The organism is Cellulosimicrobium cellulans (assembly GCF_006539945.1).
In the GTDB taxonomy this organism is placed as follows: domain Bacteria; phylum Actinomycetota; class Actinomycetes; order Actinomycetales; family Cellulomonadaceae; genus Cellulosimicrobium; species Cellulosimicrobium cellulans.
Genome location: NZ_BJNZ01000004.1, coordinates 198,257 through 212,106, shown reverse-complemented (window position 1 = coordinate 212,106; position 13,850 = coordinate 198,257). Strand labels below are relative to the sequence as shown.

At 73.6% G+C, this 13,850-nt stretch carries 12 protein-coding genes and 1 riboswitch; of the genes, 3 read left to right on the top strand and 9 right to left on the bottom strand.

What is annotated here, in order from left to right; genetic code table 11:
- Positions 1-39: 39 nt before the first annotated feature.
- Positions 40-128, bottom strand: a riboswitch (ZMP/ZTP riboswitch).
- 3 nt (positions 129-131) lie between these two features.
- Positions 132-1,541 (bottom strand): MFS transporter, encoded by a 1,410-nt coding sequence (locus tag CCE02nite_RS04990; protein WP_141388562.1) that lies wholly within the window; start codon positions 1,539-1,541, stop codon positions 132-134.
- A gap of 103 nt (positions 1,542-1,644) precedes the next feature.
- Here CCE02nite_RS04990 and CCE02nite_RS04985 point away from each other — a divergent pair, with 103 nt between their 5' ends.
- Entirely contained in the window at positions 1,645-2,235 is a 591-nt protein-coding gene (locus tag CCE02nite_RS04985; protein WP_141388561.1) for an ArsR/SmtB family transcription factor, read from the top strand.
- Here CCE02nite_RS04985 and purN read toward each other — a convergent pair.
- On the bottom strand, positions 2,232-2,873 hold the full coding sequence (purN, locus tag CCE02nite_RS04980) for a phosphoribosylglycinamide formyltransferase (protein WP_047233091.1): 642 nt from the start codon (positions 2,871-2,873) through the stop codon (positions 2,232-2,234). The two genes, CCE02nite_RS04985 and purN, sit on opposite strands and share 4 nt — an antisense overlap.
- A 138-nt stretch (positions 2,874-3,011) precedes the next feature.
- On the opposite strand from purN, the gene CCE02nite_RS04975 reads away from it, so the two are divergent.
- Positions 3,012-3,635, top strand: coding sequence for a hypothetical protein (locus CCE02nite_RS04975; RefSeq protein WP_141388560.1), 624 nt, complete (start codon positions 3,012-3,014; stop codon positions 3,633-3,635).
- A gap of 13 nt (positions 3,636-3,648) precedes the next feature.
- Here CCE02nite_RS04975 and manA read toward each other — a convergent pair whose 3' ends face one another.
- From manA to CCE02nite_RS04945, 6 genes are all read right to left on the bottom strand, one after another.
- Positions 3,649-4,818, bottom strand: a complete 1,170-nt coding sequence (gene manA / locus CCE02nite_RS04970; protein ID WP_141388559.1) for a mannose-6-phosphate isomerase, class I — start codon at positions 4,816-4,818, stop codon at positions 3,649-3,651.
- Positions 4,819-4,820: 2 nt separating this feature from the next.
- Entirely contained in the window at positions 4,821-6,320 is a 1,500-nt protein-coding gene (locus CCE02nite_RS04965) for a phosphohexomutase domain-containing protein (protein ID WP_255318638.1), read from the bottom strand.
- Positions 6,321-6,330: 10 nt separating this feature from the next.
- Positions 6,331-7,410, bottom strand: a complete 1,080-nt coding sequence (locus tag CCE02nite_RS04960; protein WP_371861897.1) for a glycoside hydrolase family 130 protein — start codon at positions 7,408-7,410, stop codon at positions 6,331-6,333.
- A gap of 76 nt (positions 7,411-7,486) precedes the next feature.
- Positions 7,487-8,377 (bottom strand): carbohydrate ABC transporter permease, encoded by an 891-nt coding sequence (locus CCE02nite_RS04955; protein ID WP_141388556.1) that lies wholly within the window; start codon positions 8,375-8,377, stop codon positions 7,487-7,489.
- A complete protein-coding gene (locus tag CCE02nite_RS04950) occupies positions 8,377-9,348 on the bottom strand; it encodes a carbohydrate ABC transporter permease (protein WP_141388555.1) in 972 nt (323 codons plus the stop codon). Before CCE02nite_RS04950 ends, CCE02nite_RS04955 begins: the two co-directional genes overlap by 1 nt.
- 25 nt (positions 9,349-9,373) lie before the next feature.
- Positions 9,374-10,666 carry an ABC transporter substrate-binding protein gene (locus CCE02nite_RS04945; RefSeq protein ID WP_255318637.1) on the bottom strand — a complete coding sequence of 431 codons (1,293 nt, stop codon included), beginning with the start codon at positions 10,664-10,666 and terminating at the stop codon, positions 9,374-9,376.
- A 346-nt stretch (positions 10,667-11,012) separates the two neighbouring features.
- Between CCE02nite_RS04945 and CCE02nite_RS04940 the strand changes: the two genes are divergently transcribed.
- On the top strand, positions 11,013-12,104 hold the full coding sequence (locus CCE02nite_RS04940; RefSeq protein WP_141388553.1) for a LacI family DNA-binding transcriptional regulator: 1,092 nt from the start codon (positions 11,013-11,015) through the stop codon (positions 12,102-12,104).
- Between the two features lie 25 nt (positions 12,105-12,129).
- Here the strand turns inward: CCE02nite_RS04940 and CCE02nite_RS04935 are convergent, their stop codons facing one another.
- Positions 12,130-13,836 (bottom strand): endonuclease/exonuclease/phosphatase family protein, encoded by a 1,707-nt coding sequence (locus tag CCE02nite_RS04935; protein ID WP_176599505.1) that lies wholly within the window; start codon positions 13,834-13,836, stop codon positions 12,130-12,132.
- Positions 13,837-13,850 lie beyond the last annotated feature (14 nt).

Sequence of the window (13,850 nt, the reverse complement as noted above, 5' to 3'; positions counted from 1 at the left end):
GGTCGCGGTCCGGCGGTGCACCGGTACCGAGTGGCTGAACCCAGGCGCCCAGGCGGTCGACGCACCAGCAGGTTGATCCGGCCGCTCCCCGGTGGTCGTTCCCACCCTCGCCAGTCGCGGCCGGGACGAGTCTACCGGCCCGGCCCGGCCGGCACGGGCTCGCCCGGCACGACGCCCGACGCGGCGAGGGCGGTCGCGTCGTCGGCCCAGGTGTCCGGGGTGCCGACCCGCCAGAGCGACCGGACCGTGCTGAGGACCGCGACGGTGACGACGAGGAGCCCCGCGAGCACCACGAGCGCCGTCCCGAGCCCGAAGCGTTCGAGGAGCCCGCTCCCGACGAGCGGCACGAGGGGACCGGCGGCGAGGCCGGTGAGCCCCAGGACGGACGAGAGCCTCCCCTGGAGCTGCGGCGGCGTGATCGCGGCCGCGTACCCGGACAGGCAGGCGTTCGCCGCGGGGACCAGGAGGAGCGCCGGCGGGAGCAGGAGGACGTACCCGACGTACGCGTTCAGGGCCGCCATCGCGACGGCGCCCGCCGCCAGCGTGCCGAGCGCGCCGACGACGAGGGCGCCCGCCCGGAACCGTGCGACGAGCCGGGGCGCGAGGACCGCGCCGACGAGCACGCCCAGGCCCACCGCGAGGTCGACGAGACCGATGAGGAGCGGTGACGTGCCCGTGCGCACGAGCTCGAGGTTGATGCCGACCATGAGGCCGCCGAACGCGACGTTGATGACGACGAACAGTCCGAGCAGCGCCCGGAACAGCGGCACGGACCACACGAACCGGAGCCCCTCGCGCAGCGCCTCCGCGGGGCGGGTCGCGCGCGCCGCGGCGACGTCGCCGTTGAGCGGCTCGCGCACGAACCACGTGCAGACGGCGGTCGCCAGGTGCCCGATCGCGGCGCCGGCGAGCGGGACGGCGTGCGCGACGGCGTAGAGCACGCCGCCCAGGGGCCCGGCGAGGAGGCTCGCGACGGCGTCCCGACCCTGCACCGCCGCGAGCGCCGTCGGCAGCTGGGGCACGGGTACGACCGACCGGAACGCCCCGCTCGTGGCCGGGTCGACGAGCGCCCCGACGACCGACGCCCCGAAGAGCACGGCCGCGAGGTGCCAGGCGGAGAGCGACCCGAGCCCCGCCGCGAGCGCGACGGTCGCCCACAGCGCCGCCCCGACGCCCGCGGACACCGTGATGAGCCGGCGCCGGTCGACCCGGTCCGCGACGACGCCGGCGGGCAGGGTCGCGAGGAGCGCCCCGAGCTGGCCGACGGCGGCGACGACGCCCGCCTGCACGACCGAGCCCGTGATCCCGTAGGCGACGAGCGGCACGGCGAAGAGCGCGACGCCCGCGCCGAGCGACTCGGCGGTCATCCCCGTCATGAGCAGCACGTACGACCGGTTGCGCAGGAGCGACGGCGGGACGGCACCGCTGGGGGCGGCGACCGGCGCGACGGCGGCCGGGACGGCGGGGTCGGGAGCGCCCGCCGTCGACGACGGGCCGGTGGGCGGGTGGTCCTCGACCGAGGCGGGAGGCGGGTTCGTCATGGCACGAACCTAGGTGCGCAACTCGATTTGCGCAATAGTCGTTGCGCACTTTCTCCTGCGCACCTCCGCGTGCACGATCCCAGGGCGTTGCTAGCCTCGGCCTGTGCTCGAGACCTTTCGCGTCCAGGACCCCGCGGCGCTGCGGGCCATCGCGCACCCGCTGCGGCAGCGCATCCTCATGGAGCTCGCCGTCCTCGGGCACGCGCGCGCCGCGGACCTCGCCCAGGCGACGGGAGAGCCCGCGAACTCCGTGAGCTTCCACCTCCGCGTGCTCGCCAAGGCCGGGATGATCGTCGAGGCGCCCGAGCACGCGCGCGACCGCCGCGACCGGGTGTGGAAGAACGTGGCGCAGAGCTACGCCGTCGAGCCGGGGACGCCCGACGCGGTGCGCCATGTGGTGCGCCCGGCCCTGGCCTGGGCCGAGGAGACGTTCCGGCGCGGGAGCGAGACCGGGGCGCGCGAGGACCGGATCCTCGCGCTCAGCACGCTCGTGCTCACCGCCGAGCAGGCGGCGGCGATGTCCCGCGAGCTCGCGGAGCTGCTCGAGCGCTGGACCGCGCGCTCGCTCGAGGAGGGGCGCGCGAGGCCCCAGGAGCGTCGCGAGACCTACCAGGCCCTCGCCGTCCTCGCGCCGCGCGACCTCCCGCCCGTGGACGAGGCCACCGGCGAGGACACGGAGGAGCCCGGCGCCTAGCCCAGCAGGGCCCGGCGGCCCTCGACGCGCAGCCCCTCGCGCGCGACGCGGCCGACCGTCTCGACGAGCAGCGCGCGCTCCGCGACCTTGATGCGCTCGTGGAGCGACGACTCGTCGTCGCCGTCCTCGACCGGGACGGCGACCTGGGCGATGATCGGCCCGGTGTCGACGCCGTCGTCGACCACGTGGACGGTGCACCCCGTGACGCGCACCCCGTACGCGAGCGCGTCCCGCACGCCGTGCGCCCCGGGGAAGGACGGCAGGAGCGCCGGGTGCGTGTTGATCGTGCGGCCCGCGAAGCGCCCGACGAACGCCGGGCCGAGGATGCGCATGAAGCCGGCGAGCACCACGAGGTCCGGCCGGAAGACGTCGACCGCCTGCGCGACCGCCTCGTTCCACGCGGCCCGGTCGTCGAAGTCCCCCGGTGCCACGACGACGGCGGCGATCCCGGCCTCGCGGGCGAGGTCGAGGCCGCCCGCGTCGGCCTTGTCCGACACGACGCCCACGACGCGCGCCCCGTAGGCGGCGTCGTCGTGCGCGGCGAGGATCGCGGCCAGGTTGGAGCCGGCGCCCGAGACGAGGACGACGACGCGGGCGGCGGAGGTGGACTCGACGGGGTGGCCGGACGGCGTCTGCACGGTGCTCCTGCGGGTGTCGGGGTGGCTCGGGGTGGCTCGAGCGTCGGGCTCGGCGGGAGGGGCGGGGCACCCTCCCGGGCACCCGGCCTCCGATGGGAGAATGTACCGCGAGCCGCCCGACCGACCGAGGAGCTGCCCGTGGGCAACCCGTACGCACCGCCCCGTCCTGACGCGCCGCAGCAGCCTCGTCCCGAGCCGCAGCAGCCGCCGGAGGAGGGTGCGCGTCCGGACGCACCGGTCCCGCCCGGTGCCGGGCCCGGCCCGGGTGCCCCGCTCCCCCCGCCCCCGCCGGGGTGGCCCGACCTGCACGCGCCGGCCGACCGCCGACCTCCGGCGCCGCCCGAGCCGCCGGAGCCGGACCCCGAGCTCGCGCGGCAGGCGACGCGGCGCGTGCTGCACTTCGGCCTGCTCCTGCTCGCGGTGATCGTCGTGAGCACGATGCCGTTCCCGTGGCAGGCCGTGAGCCTCGCGCTCGCGCTCGGGGCGATCGTCGTGGGCATCCGCGCGCTCGTGGCCGTCTGGCGGGCGCGGGTGCGCGGAGCGCTCGTCCCGGCGCTGGGCATCGGGGTCGGCCTCTCCGCCATGCTCGCGCTCCAGATGGTGTCGACGCTCGTCACCTGGGACGTCGCCCTGGCGCACCAGCAGTGCCTCGACGGCGCCATCACGGTCTCGGCGGAGAAGCGCTGCGACGTCGAGCGGACCCAGGCGCTGGAGGAGAAGTTCGCGCGCTGGTTCCCCACGCCCGCACCGGCGTCGTCGTGACGACGGCCTGACCTCAGGCCCGCGCCACGACGGCCGTCCCGTGCCCTGACACGACGAGCGGTCCGTCCACGTGCGGGACGAAGACGGAGTCGCCGGGCAGGAGGCGTCGCGCGTCCGCCGCGACGACGCGCACCTCTCCCTCGACGCACAGGACGATCCGCGGGCCGTCCTCCGGCCCCGGCAGCTCGTCCCCCGCCCGCGGGGTGGCGACGCGCAGGCCCAGGTCGGCGGCCGGCGCGACGTAGTCCACGACGCCCGGCACCACGCGCACCGGACGCAGGAAGCCGGTGAGCCGCGGTGTGAAGTCCGTGATCGCCAGCAGCTCCGCCACGTCCACGTGCTTCGTCGTCAGGCCGGCGCGCAGGACGTTGTCGGACGCCGCCATCACCTCGACGGCCATGCCCCGCAGGTAGGCGTGCAGCGTCCCGGGGGCGGTGTAGAGGGCCTGGCCGGGCTCGAGCCGCTCGTGGTTCAGCAGGAGCGGAGCGAGGAGCCCGGGGTCGCCGGGGAACTCCTGCGCGAGGTCGTGCACGACGGCCAGCTCGGGCCGGGCACCCACGGCGTCACGCGCGGTCTCGGCGACGGCCTCCACCCACGGCGCCGCGCTCTCCCGCTGGCCGAGGAGCCACGTGAGCGCGCCCCGGTGGGCGTCGACGGACTGCTCACGCAGCAGCACGACGAGGTGGTCGAGCGCGCGCACCTCGAGCTCGGCGACGAGCTTTGCCGCCTGCTCCGGTTCCCGGAGCCCGCTGAGGAGCTCGAACGGCGTGAGGGCGTACACGATCTCCGGCTTGGCGGAGCGGTCTCGATACGTCCGCGCCGGGTCGGTGCGCGGGACGCCGCGCTCGTCCTCGGCAGCGAAGCCCGCCTCGGCCTGGGCGGTCGTCGGGTGCACCTGGACCGACAGCGCGCGGGCGGCGGCGAGGATCTTGGCGAGGAACGGCAGGCGCGGGCCGGCCTCGGCCAGCACGCGGGGTCCCAGCATCGCCTCGGGCTGGGAGGCCACGAGCGCGTCGAGAGCGACCCGGCGTCCACCACCGTCGGCGGTGGACGGGTCGTCGGGGTGGGCTCCCATCCAGACCTCGGCGACGGGACGACCGTCGACGGGACGACCGAGGAGCTGCTGCACGAGCGTGGTCGAGCCCCACGGGTAGCGGCGCACGGGGTTGTCGAGGAGGTACATCGTCAGCGCCCTCCTCCCCCGACCGCCGCGCGGCCGCTCGTCGGCCCGCCGCCCACTGCGGGCATCGTCGCGAGCGCGTCGAGGACGCGGTCCCGGACGGCGCGCATCGTCCCGACGTCGGCGGCCTCGACGTTCAGCCGCAGGACGGGCTCGGTGTTCGACGCCCGCAGGTTGAGCCACCACGGGTCGTCGCCGTGCCAGCGGCGGACGGTCATGCCGTCGAGCTCGTCGACGTCGAGCGACGCGGCGTCGTAGGCGTCCCCGAGGACGTCGAGCACCCTGGCCCTCGCGGTCTCCGGGTCCGCCACGGCGACGTCGACCTCCCCCGAGCGCACGTACGGGTCGAGGCCACCGACCACCTCCGAGAGCGAGCGGTCCTGTTCCGAGAGCGCCGCGAGGACGTGCATCGCGGCCAGGAGGCCCGAGTCGGCGCCGAGGAAGTCACGGAAGTAGAAGTGCCCGCTGTGCTCGCCCCCGAAGACGGCGCCCTCGGACGCCATGAGCTCCTTGATGAACGAGTGGCCCACGCGTGTGCGCACCGTCCGCACCCCTGCGGCGCCCAGGATCTCGGGCACCGCGCGCGACGTGATCGCGTTGTGCAGGACGACAGGGACGCCGCCCTCGTCCCGCACCCGGCGCGCCTCGCGGAGCCCGACGAGCGTCGTGAGCACCGAGGGGTCCACCCTCCGGCCCCGCTCGTCGACGACGAAGCACCTGTCGGCGTCGCCGTCGAACGCGAGCCCGAGATCGGCGCGCCGGCGCACGACCTCGGCCTGGAGCACCGCCGTGTTGGCCGGTACGAGCGGGTTGGCCTCGTGGTGCGGGAACGACCCGTCGAGCTCGAAGAACAGCGGGACGATCCCGAGCGGGAGCGGCGGCAGACCCGCTGCCATCCCCAGGACGGCGGGCACCGTGAGCCCTGCCATGCCGTTGCCGGCGTCGATGACCACGCGCAGACGGCGGCCCCCGGACAGGTCGACGAGTGAGCGCAGGCGCTCCGCGTAGGGGCGCAGGACGTCGACGGTCTCGTGGCCCCCGCGCGGCCCGGCGTCGACGGGATCGCCCGCGAGGAGCTCCTCGGCCCGGTCCCGGACGGCGCGCAGGCCCGTGTCCGGTCCGACCGGGCGTGCTCCGGACAGGCACAGCTTGATGCCGTTGTACCGGGCGGGGTTGTGGCTCGCGGTGAGCATCGCTCCGGCGGCGTCGAGGAGACCCGACGCGAGATAGAGCTCGTCGGTCGAGCACAGACCGGCGTCGAGCACGTGCGCGCCGGCCGCTCGGGCGCCGTCGACGAACGCGGCCAGCAGCCCGGGGCCGCTCTCGCGCATGTCACGGGCCACCACGACCCGGCGCACCCCGTCGGTGCCCGGCCGGACGACCGCCTCCACGAAGGCCGTGCCCAGCGCGCGCACGACGTCGTCGTTCAGCTCGTCAGGGACGACACCGCGCACGTCGTACGCCTTGACGACGCGCCGGAGCGCCTCGTGCGCAGTCAGGTCCACGGGCCCGCCCTCAACCATCGAGACGCACGAGCTCGGCGACACCGATCCGGGAGTCGGCCATGCCGTAGAAGACGAACCGGCGTCCCTCGATCTCCTCGACTGCCGTGGGAAAGACGACGTTGCCGAGCGTGCCTTCCAGCTCTGCCGCGGTCTCCGGGACGAGCAGCGGCTCGGGCGTCCGGGCCAGCACCCGGCGCGGGTCGACGGGGTCCAGGATCATCGCGCCCGCCGTGTACCGGGCACCGTGAGCCAGGGCGAAGCCGGAGAAGTCGGCGCCCGTCACGCCGTGGTGGAGGACGAGCCAGCCCTCGGGAACGCGCAGGGGCGCCGGGCCACCGCCGATCTTCGACGACTCGTAGGCCATCTCCGGCGCGGCGACCGGCGCGGAGCTCTCGACGTGCGTGAGCGCTCCGAGATCGCGCGTCACGGCCTCGAGATCGACGTACCCGATCCAGATGGACGGCCGCGGGTCGTCGACCCCCGCAGGCGGACGAGCTCCCTCGCCGGGGCGGAGCCAGTCGAGGTCCCACATCGGCCGGTGCAGCAGCGCGAGCGCGGGTCGGCCGTCGGGACCGGGCACGGCCTCGGGGAAGAACACCACGTCCTTGTTCGGGAAGAGGTTGAGGTCGGTGTCCAGCTCGGGCTGGTAGGCGAACCGCAACGGCCCGAGCCGGCGCCACGACACGGTGTCCCGAGAGACGGCCAGCGCGGGCTTCGGGCCGAGCGGCCCGTACGCGACGTAGGTCATGACGTGGAGGTCCAGGGGCTCGACGAACGTGATCCGGGGGTCCTCGACCCCCGCGTTCTGCCGCCCGTGCTCCCAGCCCTCGTCGGGGGCGAGCACCACCCCGAGCCGCTCGACGCCCACGGGCACCCCGTCCTCGAGGACGACGCGCGCCCGACCGATGCGCGAGACGTTCCCCTCGGCCACGAGGCGGGGGTAGAGGTACAGCGTGCCGTCGGACCCCCACGCGGTGCCGGGGTTGAGCACGCCCTCGACCTCGAGGGGCTCGCCGGGCAGGGGCGACATGATCGTCCCGAGCCGACGCAGGGCGTACGGGACCGTCATGAGGGACTGAGAGTGGTTCACCTGGGTCATTTCCTAGCCTTGGAAGGTCGGGGCGGGGGCCGACGCGGTCTCGCGCCGGCCCCGCACGGTGACGGGGTCAGCCCTTGACGGCCGAGCCGAGGTTCGCGGACGTGAAGTGCCGCTGGAACAGCAGGAACAGGACGACGGCGGGCACCGCGAGGACGCACGCGCCCGCCAGGACCGCGCCCATCGGGTTCGCCTGGAACGACGAGTTCGCCTGCGAGAAGTTCGCGAGGCTCACCGCGAGCGGCTGCATCGACGCGTCCTTCGTCACGAGGAACGGCCACAGGAACTCGTTCCACGGACCGATGAACGTCACGAGCATCGCGGTGAGGACCGCCGGGCGGACCAGGGGCACGGCTATCGACCGCAGGATCCGCAGCTCGCTCGCGCCGTCGATGCGCGCCGCGTCGAACACGTCGCGCGGGATCTGGAGGAAGTACTGCCGGAAGATCAGGACGGCGACCGAGTTGACGGCGAACGGCAGGATCATGCCGAGGTAGCTGTCCGCGAGGTCGAAGTACCGCACGACCATGACGTAGAGCGGGATCATGAGCAGCTGGAACGGGATCGCCTGGACGAGCAGGACGAGCGCGAACACGAGCCCCTGGCCGCGGAAGGACAGCACCGACAGCGCGTACCCGACGAGCAGCCCGAACACGAGCGTGCAGCCCACGACGCCGGCCGTCATGATCAACGAGTTGAGCAGCGACCGGGCGAGGTCGATCGACTCGTTGACCCCCGCGAAGTTGTCGAGGGTGAGGTTCCGCGGCAGCGGGAGCAGGCCCAGGACGCTCGTGTCCCGCTCCCTCTGCAGCGCCCCGAGCAGCATGTAGTAGAACGGCACGAGCGCGAGGAACGCACCGAGGAGCAGCACCGCGAAGCGCAGCACGCGCAGCAGCCGGCCCCCGCCGGAGCCGCGTGCCCGGGTCGTGTCCCGTCGCGTGGTCGAGGTCGTGGAGGCCATCAGCCCTTCCTCTCCGTGAGCCGGCGCGAGGCCAGCGACAGGAGCATGACCGCGAGCACGAGGATCATGCCGATCGCTGCGGCGATGTCGGGCTGCCCCTGCTGGATGCCCTTCTGGTACATGAGCAGCGCCGGGGTCATCGAGGCGCCGTTCGGCCCTCCTCCGGTGAGGAGGTACGGCTCGGTGAAGATCTGTCCGGTGGTGATGACGGAGAGCAGCACCACGAGCGAGGTCACCGGCCGGACGGCAGGGAGCGTGACGGCCCGGAACCGGCGCCACGGCCCGGCGCCGTCCATCGCAGCCGCCTCGTGCAGCTCCTTCGGCACGTTCTGCAGCGCGGCGAGGTACAGCAGGACGTAGAAGCCGAGGTTCTTCCAGGTCACGTAGACCGCGATCAAGGGCATGATCAGGCTCGGGTTCGCGAGCCAGGTCGGCTCCGGCGCGAGGCTTCCCAGAAGCCGGTTCACGACCCCGTTGCCGTTGAACATGAAGATCCACACGGCGAGCGTCGCGACCGACGCGGTCACGTACGGGATGTAGTACGAGACCCGGAAGAAGCCCTTCCAGTGCACGACGGCGTCGAGGCCCGACGACAGGAGGAGCCCGAGCACCACCGTGAGCGGCACGTTGATGAGGCCGAACACCGCGAGGTTGCCGAACGCCTGTCGTACCGCCGGGTCCGCGAGGACCTGCCGGAAGTTGTCGAGCCCGACGAAGGGGTGCGGGACCTGCACGCCGGGTGCCGTGAAGAAGAAGTCGTGGAACGACATCCACACGCCGAACCCGAACGGCACGAGGAACACCACGACGACGAACGCCATGTACGGGGCGCTGAGAAGGATGCCGAGGGGGTTCTCCCCGAGCCAGCGCTGGAGTCGCCGACCGCGGGGGCGCGGCCGGTCCTGGCGCGGGCCACGGAGCGCCGTGGCCCGCGCGGACGGCTGCACGTCCTCGTCATGGAGGGTGACCATGAGTGCTTCGCCTCGTCGCTCTCGGTCAGCCCGCCAGGCCGTCGATCGTCGTCGCGGCCTCGCCGAACGTCTTCTCGAGGTCGCCGGACCCCGACTGCACGGACCCGCTCCACGCGTCGCGGAAGACCTGCATCTTCTCGGCGAGCCCGTCCACGGTCGGGACGTCGACCGCGAGGGGCACGGACGCCGCGAACGGCTCGAAGAAGGGTTCCTCGGCCAGGAAGTCGGCCGCCAGGTCGGTGACGTCCGTACGGGTCGGGAACTGGCCGGTGACCTCGAGCAGCGCGAGATCGTTCTCGTCGTTCGTCGCGAACTTGAGGAAGTCCCACGCGGTCTGCTGGTTCTTGCACGAGGAGTACAGCCCGACGTTCTTGGAGTCGGCGAACGTCGAGGTCTCCTCGGCGGGCGCTCCGTCGGCGGTCGGCAGCGGGACGACGCCGAAGTCCACCTTGCCGTCGAACTGCCCCTTGCCCCAGGGGCCGGCGACGCCCATCGCGGCGACGCCGTCGGCGAACGGGCCGGCCCACATGTCCCCGCTGTACGCCTCCGCGGAGGAGAAGCCGTCGGCGTAGAGCGTCTGCCAGAACTCCAGGGTCTCGAGGCCCTCGTCGCTCGTGAACGTCGCCTTCCCGTCCTCGACGAACTGCGTACCGCCAGAGTTGGCGAGGAAGAACGGGTAGAAGTCGAAGTTGACGTTCGTGTAGTCCGCGGTCGCCGGCGGGTAGATCGCGAAGTCCGCCGCCCCGGCGTCCTTGATCGCCTGCGCCGCCGCGAGCACGTCGTCGTACGTCTCGAGCTGCGGGTCCTCGGCGTCCAGGCCGGCGGCCGTGAACACGTCCTTGTTGTAGTAGAGCATGAAGGGGTTCGTCTTCCAGGGAAGCTGGTACAGGTCCCCGTCAGCGCTGCGGAACCCGTCCGCCGCGGCGCCCGAACGACCCGTGACGTAGTCCTCCGCGTCGTCGAAGGTCGTCGACAGGTTCACCAGGCCACCCTGCTTCTGGAACGCGGGCACGGCCGCCGGGGCGGTGTTGAACACGAGGCACGGCGTGTTCCCCGCCGTGATCGAGGCGCCGATGACGTCCTCGGACGAGCTCCCCGCGGGGATCGCCTGAGCACTCACCTTCTCGTCCGGGTGCTCGGCGTTCCACGCCTCGACCACCTGCTCGCCCCAGGCGACCTCCTGCTCGTTGGTCGAGTACCAGACGTCGATCGGTCCGCTCGTGAGACCTCCGTCGGACCCGCCCGTACCGCTGTCGCCGCCCGACCCGCACGCCGCGAGCGGCAGGACCACCGCGGCCGTCGTCGCCAGCGCTGTCATCCGTGCGCCACGCTTCATTGCGCCCAACTCCTCATCCGGGCTCGTCACCCGCTCGTCGCTCCGGCCCCGTCCCTCGGTCCCCTGCACGGCGGCCTGCCGTCGCCGTCGTCCTGACAGTGTCGACGCGACGATTAAACCGGTTTGAACGAAGCACGTCAAGATCGCGTGGACATCCGGACGGCGCACGCACGCACGGTGGGCACCTGCCGGCGGTCGATCCCTGCGGATGCCCGGACTTCCAACGCTCACAGCGCCTCAAGACCGGGGTGCGGTCGAGGCTCGCCCCGGCGGCGTCGCGTGCAGCGACGACTAAACAGCGGGTCAAACCGTGCGCTATCCTGACGAGGTGAACGCAGCGGAGCACTCGACCCTCACCCCCGGCGACCGGACCACCCGGGCAGCCGGCGCCAAGCGCGTGACGATCGGTGACGTCGCGGCGCGCGCCGGGGTCTCGAAGAGCGCCGTCTCGTTCGTGTTCAACAACCGACCCGGCGTCAGCGCAGCGGCCCGCGAGCGCATCCTGCGCGCCGCCGACGAGCTCGGCTGGCAGCCCAGCGCCCGTGCGCGCGCGCTCTCCCGGTCGCGCACCCAGGCCGTGGGCCTCGTGATCCGGCGCGAGCCCGAGCTCCTCAGCACCGACCCCTTCTTCCCGCTCTTCATGGCGGGCGTCGAGATCGGCTTGTCCGAGCAGAACTACTCGCTGGTCCTCCAGGTGGTCAAGGACCAGCACGGCGAGCGCGACGCCTACGAGCGGCTCGCGCGCGAGTCGCGCGTCGACGGCGTGTTCCTCACCGACGTCCGGGCCGGGGACACCCGCCCCCGGGACGTCGGCGCGCTCGGCCTGAGCGTCGTCGTCGTCGCGCCCGAGGAAGCGGACACCGAGGCGGACGTCGTCATCGGGATGGACGACGCAGCCGGGGTCCGCCGCGCGGTCCACCACCTGCACTCGCTCGGCCACCGGCACATCGGCCACGTCATGGGCGTGCCGGGCTACGTCCACACCGAGGCGCGGCGCCGCGCCTGGGAGGACACGCTCGACGAGCTCGGCCTGCCCGTGGGCCCCGTCGTGACCGCCGACTTCACGGGCAGCTCCGGCGCGCGCGCGACGCACGAGCTCCTCGACCTGCCGCGGCCCCCGAGCGCGATCGTCTACGGCAACGACCTCATGGCGATCGCCGGGATCTCCGCGGCCACCGACCGCGGCATCCGCGTCCCGGAGGACCTCTCCGTCATCGGCTTCGACGACATCCCGCTCGCCCCGTACATCGTGCCGCCTCTGACGACGGTGCGGCAGAACGTCGTCGCGTGGGGCACTGCCGCGGCCCAGACCCTGGTGGCGCTCGTCGAGGGGAAGGAGCCGCCGGAGATCCGGTTGCCGTCCGTCGAGTTCGTCGTGCGCGGCAGCACCGGGCCGACGCGCCACCGACGCCCGTCCTGAGACGGGCGCCGGTGGGCGCGGTGTGTCAGCCGCAGCTCTTCGCCGCGTACTCCTCATGAACCGTCACCGGTGCTCGACCGGCCACGGTCGCCGTCACCGTCACGGCGCCGGCGTCGACCCGTGCGACTCGTGAGCTGAACGCCTGGTACGCATGACGTCCCGGCGCGACGTCCGCGCTGGTGCGCTCGCCGAACGCGGTCGACAGCCCGACGACCGCCGCGGTGTCGCCCGTGTTCGTCGCCCGCACGGCCACGTGCGCCGTCCCGGCCAGGCACCGCACGACCGCCCCGACCTCCGGCGCCGCGCTCGGCAGGCACGCCTCGTCGCAGACCCGCAGCGACGCCAGGACCGCCTTGTGGTCGGAGGGCCAGACGGCGTCGGGCGTGAGGATCACGTCGGCGCTGTCGTCGTCGACGCGCTCGTCGCGCACGATCGTCGACTGCGGACCGACGACCTGGGCGCTGCGGACCGCCACACGGTCGTCGGGTGCCACGAAGACGTAGTCGATCCGGTCTCGCTCGTCGGCCTCCGGCGCCCATGTCAGCTCCGACGTCGGGAACGCCGCGTTGTCCGCGGGCCACGTGAAGCCCGGGTTCGCCACGGGGTCCGGGTGGACCTCGCGGAAGGCGTCGACGAGACCGCCGTCGAGCAGGGTCTGCGTCGTCTGCCACGGGACGACGACGCCGTGGTGGTCGAACAGTTCGGCTGTCGCCTCGGTCCAGTCCTGTGCGGACGGCTCGTTGAAGTCGCCGCCCACGACGACCAGGCGACCGGCCGCGCGCTCTGCGCGGACGTCCTCGAGGAGCGCGGCCGCCGATGCGGGGCGACCCGACTGGAGGTTCGCCGCGAGGATCGCGTCGACGTCCGTCACGGGCGCGTCGAGCCGGTCCCACGTGTCCCATCCGGCGGGCCAGTCGCCGAGGACCGCCCCGCCGTACCCGCGCGGCAGGTACGTCGTGTACCAGCGGTACTCGAGATGGCCGCCGTAGGCCACCACCTCTGTGCCATTGACGTCGAGCACGGCCTTCGACCACCGGTCACCCACCGTCCCGGTCTCGAGGATCGGGTAGCGCGACACGATGCCGGTGCCGGTAGCCAGGAGGTGGTCGTAACCCAGGAGCGCCGCCACGTCCGCCGGGGTGTCGTTGCGTTCCGGCATGAACGTCACGTCCGCATCGGTCTCCCGCAGGATGTCGGCGATCTCGCGTGCGCCGTCCGGGATCCGCGAGCCGCCGTGCCAGATGTTGAACGTGAGCACGTTCAGCTCGCTGACGCCGTCGACCTCGGGCTTGGGCTCGGCGGGCTCGACCGGCCGGACCGCCTCCACGGTGAGGTCGACCGGCCCGGCGAGCACGTCGTACCCGTCGTCAGCGAGCAGGTAGACGTCGTAGTCACCCGGACCGATCGAGGCAGCACCGCGCGTCCAGCCCGCGCGGTGCTCCGGGCCCCAGGTCACGCTGCCGGAGGCGTCCGGCACGTAGCGCCAGTCGAGCGACGGCGGCCCGCCCGGCCGCACGCCGTCGCGATAGACACCCAGCCAGTTCTTCGCGTGGACCGCCTCACCGGCGGCATAGGTGATCGTCACGGACCCGTCGGCCGTGATCCGCGGGGTGTCGAGGCCGAGCGCGGGCTCGGCGGCCACGGCCGCCGGCGCGACGGCGAGCGCCACGAGCGCGGCGCCGGCGACCGCCGCCGCGGCCCGGCGACGGAGTCGTCTCAGGTGGGAAGGCATCGGTGGTTCCTCTC

What these genes read in the sequence shown, in the direction of transcription:
- CCE02nite_RS04950 (WP_141388555.1), bottom strand. Translation starts at nt 9,348, where the DNA reads ATGGTCACCCTCCATGACGAGGACGTGCAGCCGTCCGCGCGGGCCACG.
- CCE02nite_RS04955 (WP_141388556.1), bottom strand. Translation starts at nt 8,377, where the DNA reads ATGGCCTCCACGACCTCGACCACGCGACGGGACACGACCCGGGCACGC.
- CCE02nite_RS04990 (WP_141388562.1), bottom strand. Translation starts at nt 1,541, where the DNA reads ATGACGAACCCGCCTCCCGCCTCGGTCGAGGACCACCCGCCCACCGGC.
- CCE02nite_RS04945 (WP_255318637.1), bottom strand. Translation starts at nt 10,666, where the DNA reads ATGACAGCGCTGGCGACGACGGCCGCGGTGGTCCTGCCGCTCGCGGCG.
- CCE02nite_RS04935 (WP_176599505.1), bottom strand. Translation starts at nt 13,836, where the DNA reads ATGCCTTCCCACCTGAGACGACTCCGTCGCCGGGCCGCGGCGGCGGTC.
- manA (WP_141388559.1), bottom strand. Translation starts at nt 4,818, where the DNA reads ATGTACCTCCTCGACAACCCCGTGCGCCGCTACCCGTGGGGCTCGACC.